This is a genomic window from Streptomyces canus 299MFChir4.1 (genome assembly GCF_000383615.1).
GTDB classification, from domain to species: domain Bacteria; phylum Actinomycetota; class Actinomycetes; order Streptomycetales; family Streptomycetaceae; genus Streptomyces; species Streptomyces canus_C.
The window spans coordinates 675,595-699,532 of record NZ_KB911583.1; the positions used below are offsets into that span (position 1 = coordinate 675,595).

24 protein-coding genes are annotated in these 23,938 nt (G+C 71.5%); 12 read left to right on the forward strand and 12 right to left on the reverse strand.

Features of this window, described 5'->3' with window-relative positions; translation table 11 throughout:
* Positions 1-8: 8 nt before the first annotated feature.
* From H293_RS0107180 to H293_RS0107190, 3 genes are read right to left on the reverse strand one after another with little or no spacing between them, the layout of a single operon-like run.
* Positions 9-854, reverse strand: coding sequence for an ABC transporter ATP-binding protein (locus tag H293_RS0107180; RefSeq protein WP_020117201.1), 846 nt, complete (start codon positions 852-854; stop codon positions 9-11).
* Positions 851-1,849 (reverse strand): FecCD family ABC transporter permease, encoded by a 999-nt coding sequence (locus tag H293_RS0107185; protein ID WP_020117202.1) that lies wholly within the window; start codon positions 1,847-1,849, stop codon positions 851-853. Before H293_RS0107185 ends, H293_RS0107180 begins: the two co-directional genes overlap by 4 nt.
* Entirely contained in the window at positions 1,846-2,838 is a 993-nt protein-coding gene (locus H293_RS0107190; protein ID WP_020117203.1) for a FecCD family ABC transporter permease, read from the reverse strand. The genes H293_RS0107185 and H293_RS0107190 overlap by 4 nt, the downstream gene beginning before the upstream one ends.
* Before the next feature lie 201 nt (positions 2,839-3,039).
* Here H293_RS0107190 and H293_RS0107195 point away from each other — a divergent pair, with 201 nt between their 5' ends.
* Positions 3,040-3,873: a (2Fe-2S)-binding protein gene (locus tag H293_RS0107195; protein ID WP_020117204.1), complete on the forward strand. Its 834-nt coding sequence runs from the start codon at positions 3,040-3,042 to the stop codon at positions 3,871-3,873.
* A 230-nt stretch (positions 3,874-4,103) separates the two neighbouring features.
* On the opposite strand, the gene H293_RS0107200 is transcribed toward H293_RS0107195, so the two are convergent.
* Positions 4,104-5,858, reverse strand: coding sequence for an ABC transporter ATP-binding protein (locus tag H293_RS0107200; RefSeq protein WP_020117205.1), 1,755 nt, complete (start codon positions 5,856-5,858; stop codon positions 4,104-4,106).
* Between the two features lie 89 nt (positions 5,859-5,947).
* Complete coding sequence (locus tag H293_RS0107205) at positions 5,948-6,520, reverse strand: rhodanese-like domain-containing protein (RefSeq protein ID WP_020117206.1); 573 nt, start codon at positions 6,518-6,520, stop codon at positions 5,948-5,950.
* A gap of 90 nt (positions 6,521-6,610) precedes the next feature.
* Here H293_RS0107205 and H293_RS0107210 point away from each other — a divergent pair, with 90 nt between their 5' ends.
* Positions 6,611-6,898, forward strand: a complete 288-nt coding sequence (locus H293_RS0107210) for a metal-sensitive transcriptional regulator (RefSeq protein ID WP_028807630.1) — start codon at positions 6,611-6,613, stop codon at positions 6,896-6,898.
* A 28-nt stretch (positions 6,899-6,926) separates the two neighbouring features.
* Here the strand turns inward: H293_RS0107210 and H293_RS0107215 are convergent, their stop codons facing one another.
* Both H293_RS0107215 and H293_RS0107220 read right to left on the reverse strand, forming a co-directional pair.
* Positions 6,927-7,676, reverse strand: a complete 750-nt coding sequence (locus tag H293_RS0107215) for a sulfite exporter TauE/SafE family protein (protein WP_020117208.1) — start codon at positions 7,674-7,676, stop codon at positions 6,927-6,929.
* A complete protein-coding gene (locus H293_RS0107220) occupies positions 7,673-9,517 on the reverse strand; it encodes a rhodanese-like domain-containing protein (protein ID WP_020117209.1) in 1,845 nt (614 codons plus the stop codon). Before H293_RS0107220 ends, H293_RS0107215 begins: the two co-directional genes overlap by 4 nt.
* A gap of 174 nt (positions 9,518-9,691) precedes the next feature.
* Between H293_RS0107220 and H293_RS0107225 the strand changes: the two genes are divergently transcribed.
* From H293_RS0107225 to H293_RS0107250, 6 genes are all read left to right on the forward strand, one after another.
* Positions 9,692-10,777: an S-(hydroxymethyl)mycothiol dehydrogenase gene (locus tag H293_RS0107225; protein WP_020117210.1), complete on the forward strand. Its 1,086-nt coding sequence runs from the start codon at positions 9,692-9,694 to the stop codon at positions 10,775-10,777.
* Complete coding sequence (locus H293_RS0107230; RefSeq protein WP_020117211.1) at positions 10,777-11,406, forward strand: MBL fold metallo-hydrolase; 630 nt, start codon at positions 10,777-10,779, stop codon at positions 11,404-11,406. Before H293_RS0107225 ends, H293_RS0107230 begins: the two co-directional genes overlap by 1 nt.
* Positions 11,396-11,770: a DUF4180 domain-containing protein gene (locus H293_RS0107235; protein WP_020117212.1), complete on the forward strand. Its 375-nt coding sequence runs from the start codon at positions 11,396-11,398 to the stop codon at positions 11,768-11,770. The genes H293_RS0107230 and H293_RS0107235 overlap by 11 nt, the downstream gene beginning before the upstream one ends.
* A 79-nt stretch (positions 11,771-11,849) precedes the next feature.
* Entirely contained in the window at positions 11,850-12,764 is a 915-nt protein-coding gene (locus H293_RS0107240) for an SDR family oxidoreductase (RefSeq protein ID WP_020117213.1), read from the forward strand.
* Between the two features lie 249 nt (positions 12,765-13,013).
* A complete protein-coding gene (locus H293_RS0107245) occupies positions 13,014-13,817 on the forward strand; it encodes an SDR family NAD(P)-dependent oxidoreductase (protein WP_020117214.1) in 804 nt (267 codons plus the stop codon).
* A gap of 103 nt (positions 13,818-13,920) precedes the next feature.
* Positions 13,921-14,616: a L,D-transpeptidase family protein gene (locus tag H293_RS0107250; RefSeq protein ID WP_020117215.1), complete on the forward strand. Its 696-nt coding sequence runs from the start codon at positions 13,921-13,923 to the stop codon at positions 14,614-14,616.
* 29 nt (positions 14,617-14,645) lie between these two features.
* On the opposite strand, the gene H293_RS0107255 is transcribed toward H293_RS0107250, so the two are convergent.
* Genes H293_RS0107255 through H293_RS0107270 form a run of 4 tightly spaced genes read right to left on the reverse strand, consistent with a single transcriptional unit; the run spans position 14,646 to position 19,143 of the window.
* Positions 14,646-15,848 (reverse strand): Gfo/Idh/MocA family protein, encoded by a 1,203-nt coding sequence (locus H293_RS0107255; RefSeq protein ID WP_020117216.1) that lies wholly within the window; start codon positions 15,846-15,848, stop codon positions 14,646-14,648.
* Positions 15,849-15,877: 29 nt separating this feature from the next.
* Positions 15,878-17,218 carry an ABC transporter substrate-binding protein gene (locus H293_RS0107260; RefSeq protein WP_020117217.1) on the reverse strand — a complete coding sequence of 447 codons (1,341 nt, stop codon included), beginning with the start codon at positions 17,216-17,218 and terminating at the stop codon, positions 15,878-15,880.
* Between the two features lie 10 nt (positions 17,219-17,228).
* Positions 17,229-18,161: a carbohydrate ABC transporter permease gene (locus tag H293_RS0107265; protein ID WP_020117218.1), complete on the reverse strand. Its 933-nt coding sequence runs from the start codon at positions 18,159-18,161 to the stop codon at positions 17,229-17,231.
* 16 nt (positions 18,162-18,177) lie between these two features.
* On the reverse strand, positions 18,178-19,143 hold the full coding sequence (locus tag H293_RS0107270; protein WP_020117219.1) for a carbohydrate ABC transporter permease: 966 nt from the start codon (positions 19,141-19,143) through the stop codon (positions 18,178-18,180).
* A gap of 166 nt (positions 19,144-19,309) precedes the next feature.
* Between H293_RS0107270 and H293_RS0107275 the strand changes: the two genes are divergently transcribed.
* The 3 genes from H293_RS0107275 (at position 19,310) to H293_RS0107285 (ending at position 21,646) form a co-directional block, all read left to right on the forward strand.
* Positions 19,310-20,470 carry an ROK family transcriptional regulator gene (locus tag H293_RS0107275; RefSeq protein WP_028807631.1) on the forward strand — a complete coding sequence of 387 codons (1,161 nt, stop codon included), beginning with the start codon at positions 19,310-19,312 and terminating at the stop codon, positions 20,468-20,470.
* A 114-nt stretch (positions 20,471-20,584) separates the two neighbouring features.
* A complete protein-coding gene (locus tag H293_RS0107280; protein WP_007386663.1) occupies positions 20,585-20,770 on the forward strand; it encodes a hypothetical protein in 186 nt (61 codons plus the stop codon).
* A 54-nt stretch (positions 20,771-20,824) separates the two neighbouring features.
* Positions 20,825-21,646, forward strand: coding sequence for an EamA family transporter (locus H293_RS0107285; RefSeq protein ID WP_020117221.1), 822 nt, complete (start codon positions 20,825-20,827; stop codon positions 21,644-21,646).
* A gap of 26 nt (positions 21,647-21,672) precedes the next feature.
* Here H293_RS0107285 and H293_RS0107290 read toward each other — a convergent pair whose 3' ends face one another.
* On the reverse strand, positions 21,673-23,043 hold the full coding sequence (locus tag H293_RS0107290) for a S1 family peptidase (protein ID WP_033415245.1): 1,371 nt from the start codon (positions 23,041-23,043) through the stop codon (positions 21,673-21,675).
* 468 nt (positions 23,044-23,511) lie between these two features.
* Between H293_RS0107290 and H293_RS0107295 the strand changes: the two genes are divergently transcribed.
* Complete coding sequence (locus H293_RS0107295) at positions 23,512-23,892, forward strand: PPOX class F420-dependent oxidoreductase (protein WP_020117223.1); 381 nt, start codon at positions 23,512-23,514, stop codon at positions 23,890-23,892.
* Positions 23,893-23,938 lie beyond the last annotated feature (46 nt).

Genomic DNA, 23,938 nt, shown 5'->3' on the forward strand with positions numbered 1-23,938 from the left:
GGAACGGATCAGGCGGACGCGGCCGGTCGCCGCACCGCACTGCTTTTCGGGACGACCAGCGGGGTGCCGGTCTCCGGGTCGGGGATCACCCGGCACTCCACGTCGAACACCGACCTGACCAGGTCCGCGTCGAGGATGTCGGCCGGGGCGCCGGCGGCGGCCAGCCGGCCGTCCTTGAGGACCACCATGTGGTCCGCGTACCGGGCGGCCTGGCCGAGGTCGTGCAGCACCATCACCACGGTGCGGCCCGCCTCGGCGTGCAGGGCGGCCACCAGGTCGAGGACGTCGAGCTGGTGGCGCAGGTCGAGGAAGGTGGTCGGCTCGTCGAGCAGGAGCAGCTCGGTGTCCTGCGCCAACGCCAGGGCGATCCAGGCGCGTTGGCGCTGTCCGCCGGAGAGCCGGTCGACCGGCTGGTCGCGCAGCGCGGTGGTACCGGTCCGCTCCAGGGCCTCGTCCACGGCCTTCTGGTCGGCCGCCGACCACGGGCTCAGCAGCCGCTGGTGCGGATACCGGCCGAGCCGTACCAGCGCCTCGACGGTGATCGCCTCGGGTGTGACCGGCTGCTGCGGCAGCAGCCCCATCCTCAGGGCCAGCGCGCGGGCGGACATGCGGTGGATGTCGGCGCCGTCGAGCGTGACACGGCCGGCGGCCGGGGCGAGCAGCCGGCTCAGCCCGCGCAACAGGGTCGACTTCCCGCAGGCGTTGGGGCCGACGATCGCGGTGACCGCGCCGCCGGGCAGCGTCAGGTCGAGCCCGCCGACGACGAGCCGGTCGCCGTACCGCAGGTCGAGGGACCGGGTGGACAGCTGGTTGGACGTGGACACCCTCGGCTCCGGCTTCTGTGTCGTGGTCATGCGTGACTCCTGCGGACGGGCGAGCTCTGGCGGAACATCAGCACCAGCAGCCAGGGCGCGCCGAGCGTGGCGGTGACCGCGCCGACCGGCAGCCCCTCCACCGGCAGCAGGTGCTGGACCACCAGGTCGGAGGCGAGCAGCAGCACCGCCCCGGTGAGCGAGGCGAGCGCCAGGGACACGGCGGTCGGCGGCCCGGTCACGAACCGCACGACGTGCGGGACGGCGAGCGCCACGAAGGTCACCGGCCCGGCGAGCGCGGCGGCCAGCGACGCCAACGTGACCGCGATCAGCAGGAGTTGGAGCCTGGCGGCGGAGGTGTTGAGGCCGAGGGCGCCCGCCGAGTCGTCCCCGAGGTCGAGCACCGCGAGCCTGCGGTGCAGGACGAGGGCGACGGCGAACGCGAGCACCAGGGCGCCGCCCGCGCCCCACACCTGCGTCCAGGTGCGGCCGTAGACCGAACCGGTGGTCCACTGCAGGGCGGAGCCCGCGAGTTCGGCGGGGAAGCGCACGATCATCAGGTTCACGGAGGCCGCGAGACCCGCCTGGACGGCGAGCCCGGTCAGCACCAGCCGGGCCACGGCCAGCCCGGAGCGCCACGCGAACACGCCGAGCAGCAGCGCGGCGAGCAGCCCGCCGCCCAGCGCGCCGACGGGGATCAGGGTCTGCGAGGCACCGGCCGCGATCAGCGCGACCGCGCCCAGGGAGGCGCCGCCCGTCACGCCCATGACGTCGGGGGACGCGAGTGGATTCCGGAACAGCCGTTGCAGGACACAGCCCGCCGCGCCCAGTCCGGCCCCGGCGAGGATGGCCGCCACCGTGCGGGGCGCCCGGAACTGCTGGACCACCAGCACGTCCGACGCGTCCCCGAAGCCGGCCAGGGCCCGCAGCGCGGTGGTCGCGGGGATGCGCAGCTCGCCCGTGGTCAGGGAGAGGGTGAGCAGCACGAAGAGCGTCACGAGACCGATGCCGGCGTACACCGGGGACCTGCGGCTCATCGGGCCACCTTCCGGGCCAGCAGCGCCAGCAGGGGGGCGCCGAGGAAGGCGGTCACGATGCCGGCCTCCAGCTCCGAGGGGCGGATCACCAACCTGCCGATGACGTCGGCCGAGAGCAGCAGCAGCGGACCCGCGATCAGACAGCCGGGGATCAGCAGCCGGTGGTCGCCGCCGAGCAACGGCCGTACGAGATGGGGCGCGGCGAGCCCGATGAAGGCGACCGGTCCGGCCACGGCGACCGCGGACCCGGCGAGCAGGACGACCGCGATGCCGCCCGCCAGCCGGATCCGGGCCACCGGAACGCCGAGGGACTGCGCCGAATCGTCGCCCAGGGCAAGGGCGTTGAGCGCGGGGGAGAGGGCCAGGGAGAGGAGCAGACCCAGCACGAGTGTCGGCAGGACCGGCCACAGGACGTCGAGGTCCCGGCCAGCCAGCGACCCGGCGAGCCAGAAGCGGGCCTCGTCGAGGGTGCGCTGGTTCAGCAGCATCACGGCCGACGTCCAGGACAGCAGGACCAGTTGGAGCACGGTCCCGCCGAGCGCGAGCCGTACGGGATCGATGTCCCCGGCTCTGCGTGCCAGCGCCTGGGCGAAGAGGGCGGCGGCCGCCGCGCCGGCGAACGCGAACCATACGTACTGGACGGGGCTGTCGAGCTTCAGCGCGAAGATCGCGACGACCACCGCGAAACCCGCGCCCGCGTTGATCCCGAGGGTGGTCGGCGAGGCGAGGGGATTGCGGGTGATTGCCTGCGCAACGGCCCCGGCCACGCCGAGTGCCGCGCCGACGGCGAGGCCGATGACCGTCCGCGGCAGCCGCAGTCCGGTCACCACGAGCGCCTCTCTCCCCTGGGCGTCGCCGAACAGGGCGCCGACCACCGTCGACAGGGGCACCGGGCGCGCGCCGAGCGCGAGGCTCAGCGCGGCGCAGAGCGCGAGGGCGGCGAGGCCGACGAGGAACAGGGGTATGTGCCTGAAGGCACGGAAGGGCACACCTGTGGCAGGTGCGCCCCGTGGGGTCGCAGTCACAAGCAGTGAGCTTAGGTTAGCCTTGCTTTACTTTTCAACTGCCTGTGCGAAGGCTTTGACGTGCGAATATCCCGGCCGCTATCCCGGCCACCCCTGCGTGATCATAGAGGTAAGGTAAGCCTTCCCTGTCCACGTTGCTCTGAATCCTCTGTGGGGGAAGTGCCGATGTCCCTTGGCCTGAAGACATCACCGGACAGCGCGGTCGCGCGGGCACTCGGCGATGCCTACCGAAGGCTGGCCGGAATCTGTGAGGCGCTGACGGTCCGGGTGGAGGAGACGCCGGGTGCGGGCGTGACGGCGGCGGAGCTGATGACGGACACGGACGCGCTCCACGCCCTTGTCGCCGCGGAGGCGGCAAGGATTCACGGTCGCTATGGCGTGCGTGTACGTCCGGAGGTCGCCGCGTCGCGGGCTCTGCACGACTACGCCTGGACCATCGGCGTACTGATCGGCGGCGCCTGGTACCTCGACCGCCGGGTGCCCCGCATCCGCCCCGAGGACCTGCGGCTGGACCTCGCGGAGGGGACGTACGCCATCACCCCGGGCTCCGACCTCTTCTGCCTGACCGGCGACCGACTGGCCCTGCTCCCCGGTGTGCTGACACTCCCTCAGGAGGCGCAGCTGCGGGCCCGGTTGCGCATCGAGGTCGCCGAGCACATGCGTCCGCTCCTCGCCGCGATCGCCCCGGTCGCCCGCCGCGGCTCACGGGCGCTGTGGGGCATGGTCGGCGACGATCTGGTGTCCGGCATCTGGCACCTGGGCCGCATGCTCGGAGAAGAGGCGGCGGCGGTCCGCGCGGCCGCCGACGTGCTTCCGGTCGCCGTGCCCCCGTACACGAACGGTGCCGACTTCCGCGAGCTGGTGGCGGAGGACGGCCGCCGTCACACGACCCGCACCCGCACCGGCTGCTGCATGTTCTACAGGATCCGTCCCGCCGAGGCCTGCGTGACCTGTCCGCGCACGGGCGACGAGGAGCGGGCTCGCAGGCTGGGGTGCTGAGGGGGAGGGTCCGGTAGTGCGCTCATCCTGCCCGGTGGCGAGGAGTTGCGTTGTCGGGAGCTCCGCGTACAAGAGGTCTTCGGTGACCGACCCGGTGGGGGCCGACTGGCACGGTCCGGAGCCGTACGCACCCCGCGGTGGCGAGGAGTTGCGTTGTCGGGAGCTCCGCGTACAAGAGGTCTTCGGTGACCGACCCGGTGAGGGCCGACCGGCACGGTCCAGAACCGCACTCACCCCGCGGTGGCCAGGAATTGCGTCGCCGCGAGCTCCGCGTACAAGGGGTCCCCGGCGACCAGCTCCCGATGCGTGCCCACCGCCCGCACTCGTCCCGCGTCCATGACCACGATCCGGTCGGCCATCGTCACCGTGGACAGCCGGTGCGCGACGACCAGCACCGTGGTCGTCCGCGCGACATCCGCCACCGTGTCCCGCAGGGCCGACTCGTTAACCGCGTCCAGCTGGGACGTGGCCTCGTCAAGGAGCAACAGCCGGGGCCGACGCAGCAACGCCCGGGCGATCGCCACCCGCTGGCGCTCCCCGCCCGACAGCTTGGTCCCACGGTGCCCGACCAGCGTCTCCAACCCACTGGGCAGTTTGGCCACCAGGCCATCGAGCCGGGTCGTCTTCAGGACGCGCGTCACCGCGGCCTCGTCCGCCTCCGGATTGCCGAGCAGCAGATTCTCCCGCAGCGACCCCGACAGGACCGGAGCGTCCTGCTCCACATACCCGATCGCGGACCGGAGTTGCGGCAGATCCCACTCCGCGAGGTCCCGCCCGTCCACCGTCACGACCCCGGCCTCGGGATCGTAGAACCGCTCGATCAGCGAGAACACCGTCGTCTTCCCGGCCCCCGACGGCCCGACGAACGCCGTCATCCCCCGCGCGGGGACGTCGAAGGTCACCCCGTGATGGACGTACGGCAGATCGCCGGCATAGCGGAACCGTACGTCCGTGAAGGCGACGGACGCCGGTGCGGCCCCGTCGGCGGGCAACGGCGCGGGCAGCGCGGCCGGTTCGGCGGGCAGTCGCAGCGCCTCCTGGATACGGGCGAGCGCCGCGGACCCGGTCTGGTACTGCGTGATCGCCCCGACCACCTGCTGGATCGGCGACATGAGATAGAAGACGTACAGCAGGAACGCGACCAGCGTGCCGACCTCGATGGCCCCGGTGGCGACCCGCGCGCCGCCCACCGCGAGCACCGTGATGAACGCGATCTGCATCGCGAGCCCCGCCGTGTTGCCCGCGGCCGCCGACCACTTGGCGGCCCGCACGCTCTGCCGCCACGACTCCTCGGCCGCCGCGTGCAGCGAACGCTCCTCGCGGTGCTCGGCGCCGGACGCCTTGACCGTGCGCAGCGCCCCGAGGATGCGTTCCAGCGCGGCACCCATCACGCCGACGGCGTCCTGGGCCTGCCGGCTCGCCCGGTTGATGCGCGGCACGATCACCCCGAGGACCGTGCCCGCGACCAGGATCACCGCCAGCGTGACGCCCAGCAGCACCGGGTCGACCAGGCCCATCATCACCACGGTCGCCACCAGCGTGAGCCCGCCGGTCCCGAGACCCACGAGCGAGTCGGTGGTGACCTCGCGCAGCAGGGTGGTGTCCGAGGTGATCCGGGCCATCAGGTCGCCGGGTTCGGTGCGGTCCACAGCCGTGATGCGCAGGCGCAGCAGATACGACGACAGCGCGCGCCGCGCGCCGAGCACCACCGACTCCGCGGTGCGCCGCAGCACGTACGAACCCAGCGCGCCCACCGCCGCGTTGGCGACGACCAGCCCCGACATCACGAACAACGCGCCGGTGATCGTGCGGTCGTGGGACAGATCGTCGATCAACTCCCGTGCCACCAGCGGCAGCAGCAGGCCGGTGGCCCCCGTCAGGAGCGAGAGCGCGGCACCCAGGAGGAGGGTCCACCGGTGCGGCCGTACGTATCCGAGGAGCAGCCGCCAGGTCGGCGGCCCGGTCTCCGTCTCGGTGCTGCTCACAGTGCTCCTCGGGTCCCGGCGGTGTGCGAAGCCTCCAGGCTACGTCGGCGCTCTCCCGCGGGGCTCGCCGGTTCCGGGCGCCGTCGGGGTCAGCGGTGGGAGAGCGCGGCCAGGGCCGTGTCGAGGGCGGTGGCCCGTGACCGGTTGAGCGGCAGCCTGCCCAACAGGGCGGCCATGCCGCAGGTGTTGGTCAGAGCGGAGAAGACCAGTCCGCCCGCGATCGCCGCGGAGAGCAACTGCCAGGCAGGGTGCAGGAGTCCGAGCCCGAGCCCGGCCAGGACCACGGTGCCCGCGGTGAGGCGGACCTGGCGTTCCATGGCCCAGACGGTACGGGCGCCCGCGGCGGGCCGGTCGAGCCGCTGCCCGGCCGCCGCCCAGCCCTGGGTGCCGCCCGTCAGGGTGAGGGCCGGTACGCCGTGCTCGGCGAGGACCCCGCACGCGTTGAGTGAACGCACGCCGGAGGCGCAGACGACGAGAAGCCCGCCGCGGAGCTCCCGCAGTGCGGGCACGGCCCGACCGAGCTGGTCCAGGGGGATGTTGAACGCGCCGGGCAGATGTCCGGAGGCGTACTCGCCCGGGGTCCGGACGTCGACGACCGTCAGCTCGTCCAGGCGGGCGGCTGCCTGCGAGGCGCCGAGAGCGGTGGGAGTCATGGGGGTCATGGCGTACGTGAACCTTCCCGAGAGGCTGGTGACAGCTGGAGCTGACCCCGAGGAGGTAAAATACCCCCAAGGGTATACAGAGGAGTGATGGTGGAGCTTCAGTTCGAGGGCGATGAGCTCAAGTCCGTGCTGAACCGGCTGCGCCGGGCGCAGGGGCAGATCTCCGGAGTGATCAAGATGATCGAGGAGGGCCGGGACTGCGAGGACGTGGTCACGCAGCTCGCCGCGGCCTCCCGCGCCCTCGACCGGGCCGGTTTCGCGATCATCGCGACGGGGCTTCAGCAGTGTCTGACCGATCCCGAGGGGAACCGGGTCGACGGCGAGACGACGGAGCAGATGAAGGCCCGGCTGGAGAAGCTGTTCCTGTCCCTGGCGTGACCGTCACTGGATGTCCCGGGAGTGACCGTCACAGGACGGCGTCCGCCAGCATGAACGCGGCCACGGCCAGGAGCGCCACGGCGAACGTCCGCTGGAGTGCGCCGGCCGACACTTTGGCGGCCAGGCGCCTGCCGTCCCACGCGCCGAGCACCGCGGTCCCCGCGAAGGGGGCGACGGCACCCCAGTCGACGTCCACGGTCGTGCCCGCCCGGGCCGCCAGTGCGGCCAGGGAATTGACGGTGATGACCAGGAGGCTGGTGCCGACGGCTGCCCTCATGCGCAGGCCGACGACATTCACCAGGGCCGGCACGGCGAGAAATCCGCCACCCACGCCCAGGACACCGGTCACCGCGCCGAGCCCCGCCCCGGTCCGGGCGACGCGACTCGCGCGCACCGGCACCCCGTCCGGCCGTACGGATGCGGAGGGCCGGAGCATACGGACGGCGGCAAGGGCGGCGACCACGGCGAACGCTCCCGTGAGCACACCGGACGGCAGTCGCCCGGACACCGCCCCGCCGAGCGCCGCGGGCAACAGTCCCGCCGCCGCGAACAGGGCGCCCTCACGCCAGCGCACCGCGCCCCCCCGGGCGTGGGTGACCAGCGCGGTCACGGAGGTGAGGGTGACCACGACGAGCCCGGCGGTGGTGGCCGCGGCCGGACTGAAGCCGAGCAGATAGATCAACGCGGGCACGGCGAGCATGCTCCCCCCACCGCCGAGCGCGCCGAGCGCCAGGCCGGTGAGACCGCCCGCGAGCAGAGCGAGGACGAGGGCGCTCACGCGAGGCCGGGGGCGGTGTCGACCGCGGCTTCGGTGGTTGGGGTGCCGTGTGCCACCGGGTGTGTCGCCGAGGAGGCGCCCTCGATGCCCGAGGAGCCGTGCGCGGAGGTGTCCGCTGTCGACGACCGCACGTCGGCCCCGGGCTCACCCTGCGCCGCAGGCCCGGCCCCCGAGGTGGCGCCCCCCTCGACCGCAAGCCCCGCCCCGACCCATGCCCCCATTCCGCCCAGGACATCCACGGCGTCCACTCCTCGCGCGGTGAGCAGTTCGGCCGCCTGCCGGGACCGCTTGCCCGAGCGGCAGATCGTGATGACCTGGCGGCCCTCCGCGGCCTCGGGGAGTCGGCCGCCCGCCGTCAGCGCCGACAGCGGAGCGTGCTCGGCCCCGGGCGCGTGCCCCGCAGCCCATTCCTCCCGCTCGCGGACGTCCAGGAGTAGGGCTTCCGCCCCGGCCCCTGTCCGCTCGTGAGCCTCCGTCGCCGTGATCCTCGCCATCGGGAGCCCGGCCGGGGCCGCCGCGGCGAACCCGTCGTCCACGGCGACGACGTCACACCCCGCCGCGTCGAGGATCGAGGCGCCCACGGCCGCACGCATCCCGCCCGCGCAGTGCACCCACACCGTGCCGTCCGGTATCTCCGACAGCCGTTCCCGCAGCCGGTGCAACGGAATGTGCACCGAGCCCCTGATGTGTCCGCCCGACCGCTCCGAATCCCGCCGCACGTCCAGCACGACGACCCCGTGGGACCCCTGGGCGGCCAGCTCGGCGAACGTGGCCCGCGGGAACGAGCGCGGCGCGTCCCCCTCCCGTACCCACTCGGCCGGCGAACCGGTCGCCGCCGCGGCGGGCCGGTCGATACCGACGCGGACCAGTTCCCGCTGGGCGTCGGCGAGTTGGGCCGGCGTGGCGGCCAGCAGGGTGACCGGCCTGCCCCACGGCACCAGCCAGGCCAGATAGGTCGCGAGCTGCCCTTCGGCCTCGAAGTTGAACGTCCCGGCGACATGCCCCTCCGCGAACGCGCGCCGGTCCCGCAGGTCCACCACCCACTCGCCGGCCGCCAGCCGCGCCGCGATCTCCTCGGCGTCCGCCGGGCAGGGCGGGGTCAGATCCACCGGACCGGGGCCCTGCGCGTTCACCGGCCCCATGTGCGCGTAGTACGCGGGCACGTCGTCCAGCCCCGCGAGCAGGTCGGCGACGAACGTGTCGACGTCCTTCACCAGCGCCTCGTTCGAGCCGCGCTCGCGCCCGATGGTCGTCGTCGCCCCGCCCTCCGCCCTCCCGGCCGAACAGAAGCTGCCGAACCCGTGCGTGGGCAGCACCTCGGCCTCGTCGGGCAGCTCCGCGGCCAGCCGGTGCGCCGAGTCGTACTGCTCCCGGGCCAGCCGCCCGGTGAGCCCCGGTTCCACGAGGTCGGGCCGCCCCACCGTGCCGATCAGCAGCGAGCCGCCGGTGAAGACGGCCGCCGCCCGCCCGGCTTCCTCCAGGACATAGGACGTGTGGTGCGGGGTGTGGCCCGGTGTGGCCAGGGCCCGCAGCCCTAGTCCGTCCTCGATCTCCGCCACGTCCCCGTCGGCCACCGGAGTCCGCTCGAACGCGACCCGCGCCGAGGCCGGCACCAGATAGGCGGCACCCGTGATCCGGGCCAGCTCCAGGCCACCGCTCACATAGTCGTTGTGGACGTGCGTCTCGACGACGTGGGTGATCCGCACCCCGCGCCGGGCCGCGGCCGCGATCACCCGGTCCACGTCCCGCGGCGGATCCACCACCACGGCGCTGCGGGCACCGCCCGCCAGGTAGCCGCGGTTGCCCAGCCCCGGCACCTCGACGGTGTCGACGAAGTACACGACAGCACTCCTCTCCTCGTGAAAACCCGGGGTGAGGTACCCCTGGGGGTATGTATCCCACCGTAGCAGAGGTACCCCCGGGGGTATTTTTCCGTCCTGGAACCGGTGCCGTTACTGATCAGTCACGCGTAGGGTCGAAGGGACGTACACCGGGCGACAGAAGGGGTCAGGGCCATGGCGCAGGAGGTACGCGGGGTGATCGCACCCGGCAAGGACGAGCCGGTGCGGGTGGAGACGATCGTCGTGCCCGATCCCGGACCGGGGGAGGCCGTCGTACAGGTGCAGGCCTGCGGGGTCTGTCACACCGACCTGCACTACAAGCAGGGCGGGATCAACGACGACTTCCCCTTCCTGCTCGGCCACGAGGCCGCCGGTGTCGTCGAGGCGGTCGGCGAGGGGGTGACCGAGGTCGCGCCCGGCGACTTCGTGATCCTCAACTGGCGTGCCGTGTGCGGCAATTGCCGCGCCTGTCTGCGCGGTCGGCCCTGGTACTGCTTCAACACGCACAACGCGAGCCAGAAGATGACCCTCACCGACGGTACCGAGCTCTCACCCGCCCTGGGTATCGGTGCCTTCGCCGAGAAGACGCTGGTCGCCGCCGGACAGTGCACCAAGGTCGACCCCTCGGTCTCGCCCGCGGTCGCGGGGCTCCTGGGCTGTGGCGTGATGGCCGGCATCGGCGCCGCGATCAACACGGGGAACGTCGGCCGGGGCGACACCGTCGCCGTCATCGGCTGCGGTGGCGTCGGTGACGCGGCGATCGCGGGATCGAACCTCGCGGGCGCGGCGAAGATCATCGCCGTGGACATCGACGACCGGAAGCTGGAGAAGGCCCGCACGATGGGCGCGACCCACACCGTGAACTCGAAGGACGCCGACCCGGTCGAGGCGATCCGCGAACTGACCGGCGGCTTCGGCGCCGACGTCGTCATCGAGGCGGTCGGCCGCCCCGAGACGTACAAACAGGCCTTCTACGCCCGCGACCTCGCCGGCACGGTCGTCCTCGTCGGCGTGCCCACCCCCGAGATGAAGCTGGAGCTGCCGCTCCTCGACGTCTTCGGCCGCGGTGGCTCGCTCAAGTCGTCCTGGTACGGCGACTGTCTGCCCTCCCGTGACTTCCCCATGCTGATCGACCTGCATCTGCAAGGCCGCCTGGACCTGGAGGCGTTCGTGACCGAGACCATCCAACTCGACGAGGTGGAGAAGGCGTTCGAGCGCATGCACCACGGCGACGTCCTGCGCTCGGTGGTGGTGCTCTGATGGCCGCCCGCATCGAACGCCTCGTCACCTCAGGGCAGTTCAGCCTCGACGGCGGCACCTGGGACGTCGACAACAACGTCTGGATCGTCGGTGACGACCACGAGGCCATCGTCATCGACGCCGCCCACGACGCCGACGCCATCCTGGAGGCCGTGGGCGACCGCAGGCTGACCGCGATCGTCTGCACCCACGCCCACAACGACCACATCGACGCCGCGCCCGCCCTCGCGGACCGCACCGGCGCCACGATCTGGCTGCACCCCGACGACCTGCCGCTGTGGAAGCAGACCCACCCCGATCGCGACCCCGACGCCCATCTGCGCGACGGCCAGGTCATCGAGGCCGCCGGCATCGACCTCCAGGTGCTGCACACCCCCGGCCACGCGCCGGGCGCGGTCTGCCTCTACGACCCCGGCCTCGGCACCGTCTTCACCGGCGACACCCTCTTCCAGGGCGGCCCGGGCGCCACCGGCCGCTCGTACTCCGACTTCCCGACGATCATCGGCTCGATCCGCGAGCGGCTGCTGGCCCTGCCGCCCGAGACAAAGGTCCTCACCGGCCACGGCGACCCGACGACGATCGGCGCCGAGGCCCCGCACCTGCAGGAATGGATCGACCGTGGCCACTGACGACGTCGTGCACCTGAACGGTCTGAACGTCCTGCACTGCGCCCCCGACGGACCGCCGCTGGACGGCGAGCGGGCCGCCCTCGACCTGATCGGCGACGCGATGGGCCGCGACGCCCAGGTGGTCGCCGTACCCGTGGCACGGGTCGCCGAGGAGTTCTTCCGGCTGCGGTCGGGGGTCGCGGGCGCGGTGATGCAGAAGTTCGCGACCTACCGGGTCCGGCTGGCGGTCGTCGGTGACGTCACCCGCCACCTCGACGACAGCACGGCCCTCAGGGACTTCGTCCACGAGACCAACCAGGGCGGCCACATCTGGTTCCTGCCCGATCGGGACACCCTGGACGAGAAACTGCGCGCGGCCGGGTGACTCTCCAGTAATCACGACAGAGGTTGTCCGACTTCCCGGCGATGCTCGACTCCACATCGCACACAACGGGAGGTCGGACATGTCACAACCGCTGGCAGACAGGGTCGCGCTGGTCGCCGGGGCCACACGCGGAGCCGGACGAGGGATCGCCGTGGAACTGGGGGCGGCGGGCGCCACCGTCTACGTCACCGGGCGCAGCACCCGCGCCCGCCGCTCCGACTACGACCGCCCCGGGACCGTCGAGGACACCGCCGACCTCGTCACCGCGGCCGGCGGCCACGGTATCGCCGTACCCACCGACCACCTGGACCCCGCGCAGGTTCGCGCGCTCGTCGAGCGCGTCGCCGACGAGCAGGGCCGCCTCGACGTGCTCGTCAACGACATCTGGGGCGGCGAACACCTCTTCGAGTGGGACAGCCCCGTATGGGAGCACGACCTCGACAACGGCCTGCGGCTGCTCAGGCTCGCGATCGACACCCACGCCATCACCAGCCACCACGCCCTGCCCCTGCTGCTGCGCCGCCCCGGCGGCCTGGTCGTCGAGATGACCGACGGAACCGACACCTACAACCGCCAGAACTACCGCAACTCCTTCTTCTACGACCTCGCCAAGACCTCCGTCATCCGCATGGCCTTCGCCCTCGGCCACGAGCTCGGCCCGCGCGGTGCCACCGCCGTCGCGCTCACCCCGGGCTGGCTGCGCTCGGAGATGATGCTCGACACCTTCGGCGTACGGGAGGACAACTGGCGCGACGCCCTCGACCGCGTCCCCCACTTCGCCATCTCGGAGACCCCGAACTACGTGGGCCGCGCGGTCGCCGCGCTGGCCGCCGACCCCGACGTGGCCCGCTGGAACGGGCAGTCCCTCGACAGCGGCTCGCTCGCCCGGACGTACGGTTTCACGGACCTCGACGGCAGCCGCCCCGACGCCTGGCGCTACCTGGTCGAGGTCCAGGACGCGGACAAGCCGGCGGACGTGACCGGCTATCGCTGAGGCGGCGGGCCGCTCGACGTCAGCGCCCAGCGTGACGAGTGGCCCGGCGGCAACGCGAGATCCTCCCGTGCGCCGCGGTGGTACCCCTCGCGTCCGGCGCGCTGCCGGTACATCAGTGCCTGCCACGCGGCCGGGTCCCTCTTCAACGCCCGTGCGTATTCGGCGTACACCGCGAACTTGCGGTCCTCCCAGTGGGCCGCCTGCTCCCGCCATCTGCCCCGTTGATCACCGAGCAGCTATCTTCGGCCCATGACCCACACCGAGCGCTTCGAGGGATACACGGCACTGGTCACGGGCGCCGCCCGCGGGATCGGCGCGGCGGCGGCCCGCAGGCTCGCCGAGGAGGGGGCGCGGGTCGTGCTGACCGACCGCGACGGGCGGGCGGTCGAGGACACGGCCGCGCGCCTGCGTGAACAGGGCTTCGCCGCAAGGGCGTTGGAGTGCGACGTGGCGGACCGTACGGCCGTCGAGGCTGCGGTCGCCCACACCGTCGACGCTTTCGGCTCGCTGGACATCCTGGTCAACTGCGCCGCCCGGTGCACCCCGGAGACCCCGCTCTTCGAGGACGACCTGGACGAGGAGTGGGCGCGTGACCTGGACATCACCCTGGGCGGGCCGTACCGCTGCGCGCGGGCCGCGCTGCCGCACCTGGTCGCCTCCGGTCGCGGCGCGATCGTCAACATCGGCTCAGTCAACGGCCTCCAGGACTTCGGCAACCACGCCTACAGCGCCGCCAAGGCGGGCCTCGGCTCCCTGACCCGCACCCTCGCCGGGCACGCGGCCGCCCGCGGGGTACGCGTCAACCTGGTCGTCCCGGGCACGGTCCGCACCTCCGCCTGGGAAGGGCGGGAGAGCGAGCTCACCGAGATGCGGCGCCTGTATCCCCTCGGCCGGGTCGGCGAGCCCGAGGACATCGCCGCCGCGGTGGCCTTCCTCGCCTCCCGTGACGCGGCGTGGATCACCGGCACCGCGCTGGTAGTCGACGGTGGCCTCACCGCGGTCAACACCGGCTTCCACGCGACGGTCCATCCGGGCCGGGGGGCCTCGTCATGAGATTTGTCACCGTTCCGTCCCAGCACGCCCTGGGGTACAACGAAGTGGCTCGAAGACCTGTCTAGGGGTAAGAGATCGCAGGACCTATGAAGGGGACAGGGCCATGGGGGACATACGCAGACGGGGTGCCGTCGCACTCGGGATCACCGGACTCGTCGCACCGCTGACCATCGCGCTGGGTGCCGCGCCCGCGCAGGCGGCCAGCTGCACCACGCAGGCGGGGCCGTACCAGAAGAAGGTCGAGAAGTTCCTCGGCCGTCCGGTCGACGGCAGGCAGTCCGCCGCCGACTGCACGGCGATCAGGGCCTTCCAGACCAAGCACGGCATCACCCCGAACATCGGGTACGCGGGCTCCGTCACCTGGGGCGTGATGGACCTCATGAACAAGCAGAAGGCCGTCGGCAGCAACCCCAACAGGGACGGCAAGTGCCCGACGAACAAGGGCCGCATCGCCTGCGTGAACCTCACCCTCCAGCTGAGCTGGATCCAGGACGGCAGCCGGCTCGTCTACGGCCCCGTCCCGGTCCGCACGGGCCGCAACGGCTACGAGACCCGCACCGGCCTGAAGAAGATCTACTGGCGTGACATCGATCACGTGTCGAACATCTACAACGTGCCGATGCCCTACAGCCAGTTCTTCGACGGCGGCCAGGCCTTCCACTCGGTGAATCTCAGCATGTGGAACCCGCCCGGCTCGCACGGCTGCACCAACATGACGCCCAAGGACGCCAAGAAGTACTGGTCCCTCCTCAAGACGGGCGACGACGTCTTCGTGTACGGCCGCAAGCCGGGCACCTGAGACACCAGGCGCCCGGCGCGAAGCCTCGGTCACGCCGCGGGCGCGTCCCCGAAGTCCGGGATCTCCAGCCTGGCCCCACCCTGCCGCGCCGAGTCGTGCGCGACGATGCCCGGCAGGGTGTAGCGGGCCGCCACCCAGGCGTTCACCGTCGGCAGGGTACGGCTGTTCACCGCGGTCACGAAGTCGTCCACCAGGAAGTGGTGGCTGCCCTCGTGGCCGTTGTGCAGGTGGTCGAACTCCCGCGGCAGCCGCGCCCGGTCGTGCACCGGGGCCGACCCGGACGTGAACGCGGCCCGCAGGTCCGGCGCGATGTGCTGGAGTGACGGATCGTCAGGAGCCATGGTGGGCTTGGGTTCCAGGAGCTCGCTGATGTCCTTCACGCCCTTCTTGTCCTGCCACAGGGCGACCGTGGCGAGCTGCTCCATGCTCGCCTCGGTGCCGAAGAACCGGAAACGCGACTCCCGGATATGGGAGGGGTAGCCCACCCGCCGGAACTCGTTCGTGCGGAACGAGCCGCCGCCCGCCACCTCGAACAGGGCCGTCGCGTTGGAGAAGTCGTTGCCGAACTGGCTGACCTCCCTGTCGAACACGCCGTCCCCGCGGTCGTCGACCACCCCGATCGCCGACACGCTCACCGCGTGCGTCTGCCAGGCGCCCAGCACCCCGCCCACCGAGTGCGTGGGGTAGAGCAGCGGGGGATAGCTGGCGGTCTCCTTCCACTTCTCGCCGCCGCTGTACTGGTACGCCTCGTAGAACCCCAGGTCCATGTCGTGGACGTAGTCGCCCTCGGCGTAGAAGAGCCGCCCGAAAGCGCCCTCGGCGATCTGGTTGCGGGCGTGCACGGTCGCCGGGTTGTACTGGCTGGTCTCGCCCATCATGTACGTCAGCCCGGTGACCCGGACCGCGTCGATGATCGCCGAGATCTCCTCGGTGGTGACGGCCATCGGGACCGCGGAGTACACGTGCTTGCCGGCGTTCAGGCCCTGGAGCACGAGGGGCCCGTGCGTCCAGCGCTGAGTGAAGATCGCGACCGCGTCGACCTCCTTCGACTCCAGCATGGCCTCGTACGTGGGGAAGGTGCCGGCCAGGCCCTGCGCCGAGGCGAGCTGCTCGGCCCGTTCGGGCAGCAGATCGGTGACGTACACGTCGCCGACACCGGGGTGGGCCTGGAACAGCGTGGCGAACTGGCCGGAGAACTGGCCGGCGCCGACGATGCCGAGGGAGAACGTCATGGGGTGCGTGCCCTTCACTGGTCGCGGGATCACTGCGAGAGGATCAGGTTGATCTGGTCGTTGGTCTCGTCGAGGCCGGCCACGGACCGGCCGTTGCCGAAGATGTCCTGCATGGCGGGATGCATCAACGCGTACACGTCCGCCGCGTAGTTGGTGATGGGGTAGGAGAAGGTCGTGAAGTCCTTCTTGCCGGCGACCGGCTCGGTGAAGGCCGTGACGTCGATCCCCTTCTTCTTGTAGGCGGCCACGGCGGCCGCGGTGCCGTCAGGGGTGGCGGGGAAGACGATGCCGTAACCGCCGACCGTCTTCTGGCACTCGTCGGACGCCAGGTACTTCACCCACTTGCGGGCGCCCTCCTTGTTGCGGGCGTTCTTGGTGATGGAGTCGGCCAGTCCGTTCATCATGGTGGCCCGCTTGCCGGTGGGGCCCTCGGGGGTGACGGCGGTGCGCATGTCGAGGCCCTTGAACCCGGCGTAGGTCGAGATCATCCAGGCCCCGTCGAAGGCGGTCGCCGCCTTGCCCGCCGCGATCTGGGTGTTGGCCTGGTTGGACTGGGAGTTGTAGTCGGTGAAGGGTGCCATGTAGCCCTTCTTCGCCAGTCCGAAGTACCACTTGACGGCGGACTGGAAGGCGGGGCTGTCGTACCGGTACGTCGTGCCCCACCGCTTCTTGTCGGTGTAGCTCCAGCCGGCGGAGGCGGTGAAGGTGCTCCACTGGGTCTGGCCGTCGCCGTCACCGCCGCCGTTGGTGGCGAGGCCGTACACCTTGACGTGGTGCCTGTCGAAGCCCGGTTCGTCGCCGCGCTTGCCGTTCTTGTCGACGGTGAGGTGGGCGATGGCCTTCTCGAAGCTGCCGCCGTCCCGGGGATTCCAGGAGAGGTCGTTGAGCCGGCCGGCCGTGAGCCCGGCCGCGTCGGTCATCTTCTTGTTGTAGAAGAGGGCGACGGTGTCCCAGTCCTTGGGGGCGCCGTAGCGGTGGCCGTCCTGCCCCATCCAGTTGGCGGCAAGGCCGGGCTGGTAAGCAGACTCGTCGATGCCCAGGTCGTCGAGCGGTTCCAGGACCTTCAGGTCGGCGAACTGGCCGAACTTCTGGATGTGGTCGGTGAACACGTCCGGTTCGGTGCCCGCGATAAAACTCGCGGTGAGCTTGGTCCAGTAGTCGTCCCAGCCCAACTGGGTGATCTTCACGTGCAGTCCGGGGTTCCGCCGCTCGAAGTCCTTGGCGCACGCCTGGTAGGCGGGCTGCTGGTTGGAGTCCCACAGCCAGTACGTCACCGTCTTCGAGGAGGACCCGGCGGAGCCGCCCTCCGCGCACCCCGTCAGACAGAGGGCCAGTGCGCCGGCCAGTGCGGTCAGCGTGCGAAGTCGCATCAGGAGTCCCTCACTTGATCCCGGTGAAGCTGATGGTGGACACGATGCGGCGCGCGAAGAACCCGAACAGCAGCAGCATCGGCAGCGCGGCGATGAGCGTCGCCGCCATGAGGCCCGACCAGTCGACGCCCGTCTGCGGGGTCTGGGCCCGGAAGATGGCCAGCGCGACGGTCAGGACGCGGGAGCTGTCGCTGTAGGACACCATCAGCGGCCAGAAGTAGTCGTTCCAGGACGTGATGTACGTCAGCACGGCCAGGGTGAGGACCGGCGCGGACGCCATCGGCAGCAGCACCCGGAAGAAGATCCGTACCTTCCCGGCGCCGTCCAGCAGGGCCGCCTCCTCGACCTCGTGGGGCACGTTCATGAAGAACTGCCTCAGGAAGAACACCGCGAACGGCGTCATGAACATCGTCGGCAGCGCGATGCCCAACAGGTTGTCGATGAGGCCGAGTTCCTTGATGAGCACGAAGTTCGGCAGCAGCGTGAAGATGGTCGGCACCATCAGTCCGGCCAGGAACAGCGCGAACATCTGGTCGCGGCCCCGCCAGCGCAGCCGGGCGAAGGCGTAGGCGGCCATCGCGGAGAAGAAGATCTGGCAGACGGTCACCAGGGTCGAGACGATCACCGAGTTGAGCAGATAGCGCCAGAACTTCAGCCCGCCGCCCGCACCGCCCTGCGCGATCGCCTCCTTCGTGGACTCCAGGCCCAGGGCGCGGGCGAATCCGGTGCCGGTCGGGTCCACCGGCAGCGGGTCGGAGGCGTGGGCGGCGAGGCCGGAGTTGGTGGACAGCGCGGTGCGCAGGATCCAGTAGAAGGGCAGCAGGGTCACGAGCACGATCGCGCCCATCGCCGTCCAGGCCAGGACCCGGCCGGGGGTGAGGGGGCGGCGCCCGGAGGGCCGTACACGTGTCGTCGTGGTCGTGGTGGTGGTCACGGCAGCCATGTCGACTCCTTCCGGGTCAGCCGAGATCGGTCTGGCCGGCCCGGGTGAGCCGGTACTGAAGGACGGTGATCGCGCTCAGCACGACAAGCAGGGCGACGGACATCGCGGACGCGTAGCCGAACTGGAAGCGGCCGAAGGCCGATTGGTAGATGTAGAACTGGAGCACGTTGGTCGCGTTCGCCGGGCCGCCCGCGGTGGTCACGGCGACCGTGTCGAACACCTGGAACGAACCGATCACCGTCATGATCAGGACGACCGCAAGGACCGGACGCAGCAGCGGCATCGTGATCCGCCAGAACATCCGCCACTCGCTCGCGCCGTCCACCTTCGCCGCCTCGTACATGTCGTTCGGGATGGCCATGAGCCCCGCGAACAGCAGCAGCGCGGTGTAGCCGACATGCCGCCACACGTTGATCAGGGCGATTGTCGGGATCGCCCAGGTCTCGTCGGCGAGGAAGGGGACGCGGTCGAAGCCGAGCCCGGCGATGATCTCGTTGCCGATGCCGAGCTGGTTGTCGAGGATCCACAGCCAGACCAGACCCGCGACGACGTTCGACATCAGATACGGCGTCAGCACGATCCCGCGCAGCAGCGGGGACTGCGTGAGGCGCTGCAGGAGCACGGCGATGGCCAGGGCGGACACCGTCTGGACGCCGATGTTGATGACCACGTACTCCACGGTGACCTTCAGCGACTCCCAGAAGATGGGGTCGTGGATCATCCGGTCGTAGTTGGCGAACCCCACCCACTCCGCCGGGGTCAGCAGATTGAAGCGGGTGAAGCTCAGATAGATGCCCCGCAGCGTCGGCCAGAGCAGGAAGACCACGAAGCCCACCAGGGCCGGGGCGATGAACACCGCGGCCAGACGCCCGTCACCCCCGCTCGACCCGCCGGGGACCCGGCCCGTGCCCGGTTCGGTCCGTGCCCCCTCGGCGCCGCCGAGCGGCAGACGCGACGGAGGGCTGCTGGAGGCGATGGTCATCGGGAGACTCCCTCGTCTGCGGTGGCTCGTCCTCGGCCACTTACTTTTGTCGCGAAAGAATCCAACCGTCAAGAGGTGGGTCGGGTCTTTTCTGGACAGCCTTCGTGGCCTTAATCTGGGCACATTGCTTTTATGGTGAAAGAAATCATGTGGGAGTCTGACCTTCATGACCGCAGTTGCCGCCAGCTGGCTACCCCTGAGCGCCGGTGAGCGCTCGGTGGCGATCGAGGTGCTCGTCCACGGTCCGCTGTCGCGCACCGAACTCGCCCGCCGCCTCGACCTCTCCGCGGGCAGCCTCACCCGGCTGACCAAACCGCTCATCGAGTCGGGTCTGCTGATCGAGGTCCCCGAGGCGGGCACCCCGGCCGAGGTGCGTCAGGGGCGCCCCTCGCAGCCCCTCGACGTCGTCGCCGAGTCCCGGTCCTTCATCGGCTTCAAGATCACCGAGGACATGGTCTACGGCGTCGTCACCACCCTCCGGAGCGAGATCGTCGCCCGCCACGACCGGCCCCTCGTCAGCCACGACCCCGCCGAAGTCGCCGACCTGCTCGCGGAGATGACCCGCGAGCTGGCCCGCGCGTACCCGCGGCTCGCCGGCATCGGCATCGGGGTCGGCGGCTTCGTCCAGGAGCGAGCCGTGGTCGGCGAGTCCCCGTTCCTGCACTGGCGGGACGTCCCCCTCGGAGAACTCGTCGAGGAGCGCACGGGGTTGCCGGTGGTCGTCGAGAACGACGTCGCCGCCCTCGTCGAGGCCGAGACGTGGTTCGGCGCGGGACGCGGTCTCGACCGCTTCGTCGTCCTCACCATCGGCGCCGGCATCGGCTACGGCCTGGTCCTCGGCGGCCGGCGCGTCCCCTACGCCGAGGAGGACCGGGGCTTCGGGCGGCACTGGATCATCGACCCCAACGGCCCTCTCACGCCCGACGGCAACCGCGGCAGCGCCGTCTCCCTGCTCACCATCCCCAACATCCGCTACCAGGTGCAGGCCGCCACCGGCCGCGACCACGGCTACGAGGAGATCCTCGCCCTCGCCGCGGCGGGGGACCCCATGCCCGCCCGTGTCATCGACGAGGCCGGGCGCGCCCTCGGTGTCCTCGTCGCCCAGATCGCCAACTTCGCCATGCCGCAGAAGATCATGCTCGCCGGAGAGGGCGTCGGGCTGATGGACGTGGCCGGCAAGGCCGTCGAGGACGCGATCCGCTCCCACCGCCACCCCCTGGCCGCCCCGATCGACCTGGAGACGAGAGTGTCCGACTTTCACGACTGGGCCCGCGGAGCCGCCGTACTGGCGATCCAGGTACTGGTCCTCGGTGTGGCCGAAGTGTGAAGCGGGCCACAGGTCTTGACAGGGAGGCGCAAGCACAGGGACGTGATCAGCAACACGGTCCGATATGACCGTTTCTGGTGTGATTACTCACGGCGCCTTCACTTCCGGAGCCGTATGCTTCACACCATGTCCACCACTGTTGAACCCGTGACCGATCGATCGGCCGACGAGGTCAACGAGGAGATCCGGGCCCTGTGGCGCCGGGCGGGCGGGACACTGAGCGGCGAGCAGCGCGAGGAATATCAGCGGCTCGTCCTGGAGTGGGCCGCCGCCGCTCCGCAGCCGGTCCGGGCGGCCTGACCCCGAGGACCTCCCCGGGGCATCACCGCCCCGTCCCTGGGCACCCCTGACGGGATGGGCCCACTCCTCGCACTGACCTCGGCGGTCTGCTACGGCATCGTCGACTTCACCGGCGGTCTGCTGTCCCGTCGCGCGCACTTCGCCGCCGTCACCTTCCTCGGCCAGGTCGGCGGCCTGCTGCTCGCGACCACCGCCGCGCTGCTCCTTCCCGCCGACTCCGTACGGCCCGTCGACCTCCTGTGGGGCGCGCTCTCCGGCGTCGGAAGCGGCGCCGCCATGCACTTTCTCAACCGGGGCCTCAGCCACGGCGCGATGAGCGTGGTCGTACCTGTGAGCGCCGTCACCGGGGTCGGCCTCTCCGTGGTGTGCGGGGTGCTGCTGGGGGACCGGCCGAGCGCCGTGGCCTGGCTGGGGATCGTCCTCACCGTGCCCGCGCTCTGGATGGTCTGCGACGGCGGTACCGACGGCGGCGGGGGCGTCCCCGACGGGCTGCTGGCCAGTGCCGGCGTCGCCCTCCAGTACATCGCCCTCGCCCAGGCCGGTGCCGCAGGCGGACTGTGGCCGGTGGCCGCCGGGCGGGTGGCCGCGGTACTCGTGCTGCTGCCCTCGGCGGCACGTCACCCCCGGCGCCTGCGCCTGCCGCCCGTGCCCGCCCTCCAGGCGGTGCTCGTCGGGGCGGGGGCCGCCCTCGCGCTCATCCTCTATCTGCTGGCCGCCCAGCGGCAGTTGCTGGCCGTCGCGGTGGTCCTGGCCTCCCTCTACCCGGCCCTTCCCGTGATCCTCGGCGTCGCCCTGCTGCACGAGCGCCTGAGCCCCAAGCAGACGGTGGGCCTGCTGGGGGCGGGGATCGCCACGGTCCTGCTCAGCCTGGGATGAGAAGCCCGGGCTCGCAAGCCCGGCGCTCAGCCCCAAGTCGCCCCGTAATACCGCTGATACGCCCTGCGGTCCTGTTCCGAGCGGATGTACCGCGTCGCCACCAGCGCGATCAGGCTCCCGCCGAGGACCAGCAGACCGGGCCCCACGTTCCGGGTGTCCGTGAGCCGGCTCAGCAGGGGCGTGCCCTGGGCCCCCTGCACCGCGGCCGAGGAACCGGGAGAGGCGGCACCGGGAGCGATCGAGCCCTGTGCGGAGGTGGCCGACGGTGCGGGGGAGGCCCCGCCTGCGGCCGTCGGGTTCGACACGATCAACTGCATGCCCAGTGCCGTCAGCGCCTTCGTCACCGGCTGGAAGAACGTCGTCCCGCCCTGGGTGCAGTCACCGCTGCCGCCCGAGGTGATGCCGAGCGCGATCCCCTCGGAGAACATCGGACCGCCGCTGTCCCCGGGCTCGGCGCACACATTCGTCTCGATGAGCCCGGTGACCGTGCCCTCCGGGTAGTTCACCGTCGAGTTGACCCCCGTCACCTGACCGTCGCGCAGCCCGCTGGTGCTGCCGCTGCGGAACACCCGCTGCCCGATGGACGGATCGCCCGCGCCGGTGATCTGCACGCCCTTGCCGTTGCCGATGAAGACGACACCGGCGCCGTCGCCCGCCTTCCCGTCGGCGTACTGCACCAGCGAGAAGTCGTCGCCCGGGAAGCTCTGGGTGACCGTCTTGCCGAGCTGGTTGGTGCCCCCGGTGTCCGCGAACCAGGTCGAACCGGTGGGGCCGCAGTGCCCGGCCGTGAGGATGAAGTCGCTCTGGCCGTTGGTCACGTTGAAGCCGGCCGAACAGCGTCCGCCGGTCGACAGGATCGGCTGCGCCCCGTTCAGGCGGGGCGTGAAGCTGCCCCCGGTGCGCTCCATGCGGACGAAGCCGCCGATGCCGTGGGCGACGTTCGTCATCGCGGCCCAGTCGGACGCCGAGACGGTGCTGTCGCCCTGCACCACCACCTCGTTGGTCCGGTAGTCCATGGACCAGGCGGTCCCGGCGACCCGGGGCGCGGAACGCAGCGTCTTGGCAGCCGACTTGAGCTCGTCCATGCTGTGCCCGACGACCTTCGGCCTGGCACCCGCCTCGCGTACCTCGGTGGCCGCCTGCTCGTCGGTGACCGCGACGACCGGCCTCCCGTCGGCGCCGATCCAGGTGCCGGCGGTACGGGAGCTGCCGAGCCGTGCCACCAGATCCGTACCCGTCTGCCCGGCCTTCGTCGAGTAGGTGTGCGGTACGGCGGTGGTGGTCGCGGGAGGCTCGCTCGCGACGGCCCGCGTGACCATCGCACCCCCCAGGAGGAGTCCGCCGACTGCCGCCAGCCGTGTCACTCGCCGGACGACCCGTCGTCGTGCGTGCCTCATGCATGGCTCCCGAACCAGAACAAGCGGTGTCTGCACCGCGGGGCCCTCCGGTCGTTGAGCACCCTCCTTGCATACGCGCCCCGGGCCGGGCGCGTTCACGACAGGGCGTGATCCTGTGCGGCGGGGGCCTGCGGGGGCGCTTCAACCAGCCACGCCCAGAACCGTGTTGGCCGGATCTCCGCGCATACGGGTCCCGCTTCGGGCAGGGACTTCGGTCCACTGCACCCGCACGTCGAGCCGGGCCCCCGGAAGCCACACCCCGCCACGGACTTCTCCGGCCGACCGGTCGACTCCTAGGCGCGGTCCATGCGCTCCGGTCGGCAGGGCGCGGCCCGCCCGTACACGTCCACGTGAGCCGAAAGGGCGTCGCCGGTCCGCGTGTGCCGTGACTCGAGGGTCGCCCGTGCCCCGCGACCCGCACTGGCGCGCACCCTGCGCCGATCGAACATGTTTGCCTAGACTTCCAGCATGGACGACACGCCGCTGGAGCGGCTCGGTAACGGCAAGTACCTGCTGCTCACCAGCTTCCGGAAGAACGGCACGCCGGTCGCCACCCCCGTCTGGGTGGTCCGCGACGGGGACGCGCTCGGCGCGTGGTCGGCCGCCGGCGCCTGGAAGGTGAAGCGGATCAGGGCGCGCGCGGACGTCCTCGTCGGCCCCTGTGACGTGCGGGGCAACCCGACCGGCGACCAGATCCCGGCCACGGCGGAGATCTGTGACGCGGCGACCACCGCCCGCTACCGGCAGCTCCTGGCCCGGAAGTACGGCATCCTCGGCCGGCTCACGCTCCTCGGCAGCAGGCTGCGCCGGGGGGCCGACGGGACGGTCGGAATCCGCGTGACCTTGTGACGAGCGGGGCCCGGTCGGACCGGGCCCCGCTCAGAGGGTCAGCGCG

What these genes read in the sequence shown, in the direction of transcription:
- H293_RS0107180 (WP_020117201.1), bottom strand. Translation starts at nt 854, where the DNA reads ATGACCACGACACAGAAGCCGGAGCCGAGGGTGTCCACGTCCAACCAG.
- H293_RS0107185 (WP_020117202.1), bottom strand. Translation starts at nt 1,849, where the DNA reads ATGAGCCGCAGGTCCCCGGTGTACGCCGGCATCGGTCTCGTGACGCTC.
- H293_RS0107195 (WP_020117204.1), top strand. Translation starts at nt 3,040, where the DNA reads ATGTCCCTTGGCCTGAAGACATCACCGGACAGCGCGGTCGCGCGGGCA.
- H293_RS0107205 (WP_020117206.1), bottom strand. Translation starts at nt 6,520, where the DNA reads ATGACCCCCATGACTCCCACCGCTCTCGGCGCCTCGCAGGCAGCCGCC.
- H293_RS0107225 (WP_020117210.1), top strand. Translation starts at nt 9,692, where the DNA reads ATGGCGCAGGAGGTACGCGGGGTGATCGCACCCGGCAAGGACGAGCCG.
- H293_RS0107230 (WP_020117211.1), top strand. Translation starts at nt 10,777, where the DNA reads ATGGCCGCCCGCATCGAACGCCTCGTCACCTCAGGGCAGTTCAGCCTC.
- H293_RS0107240 (WP_020117213.1), top strand. Translation starts at nt 11,850, where the DNA reads ATGTCACAACCGCTGGCAGACAGGGTCGCGCTGGTCGCCGGGGCCACA.
- H293_RS0107245 (WP_020117214.1), top strand. Translation starts at nt 13,014, where the DNA reads ATGACCCACACCGAGCGCTTCGAGGGATACACGGCACTGGTCACGGGC.
- H293_RS0107250 (WP_020117215.1), top strand. Translation starts at nt 13,921, where the DNA reads ATGGGGGACATACGCAGACGGGGTGCCGTCGCACTCGGGATCACCGGA.
- H293_RS0107255 (WP_020117216.1), bottom strand. Translation starts at nt 15,848, where the DNA reads ATGACGTTCTCCCTCGGCATCGTCGGCGCCGGCCAGTTCTCCGGCCAG.
- H293_RS0107260 (WP_020117217.1), bottom strand. Translation starts at nt 17,218, where the DNA reads ATGCGACTTCGCACGCTGACCGCACTGGCCGGCGCACTGGCCCTCTGT.
- H293_RS0107265 (WP_020117218.1), bottom strand. Translation starts at nt 18,161, where the DNA reads ATGGCTGCCGTGACCACCACCACGACCACGACGACACGTGTACGGCCC.
- H293_RS0107270 (WP_020117219.1), bottom strand. Translation starts at nt 19,143, where the DNA reads ATGACCATCGCCTCCAGCAGCCCTCCGTCGCGTCTGCCGCTCGGCGGC.
- H293_RS0107275 (WP_028807631.1), top strand. Translation starts at nt 19,310, where the DNA reads ATGACCGCAGTTGCCGCCAGCTGGCTACCCCTGAGCGCCGGTGAGCGC.
- H293_RS0107280 (WP_007386663.1), top strand. Translation starts at nt 20,585, where the DNA reads ATGCTTCACACCATGTCCACCACTGTTGAACCCGTGACCGATCGATCG.
- H293_RS0107285 (WP_020117221.1), top strand. Translation starts at nt 20,825, where the DNA reads ATGGGCCCACTCCTCGCACTGACCTCGGCGGTCTGCTACGGCATCGTC.
- H293_RS0107290 (WP_033415245.1), bottom strand. Translation starts at nt 23,043, where the DNA reads ATGAGGCACGCACGACGACGGGTCGTCCGGCGAGTGACACGGCTGGCG.
- H293_RS0107295 (WP_020117223.1), top strand. Translation starts at nt 23,512, where the DNA reads ATGGACGACACGCCGCTGGAGCGGCTCGGTAACGGCAAGTACCTGCTG.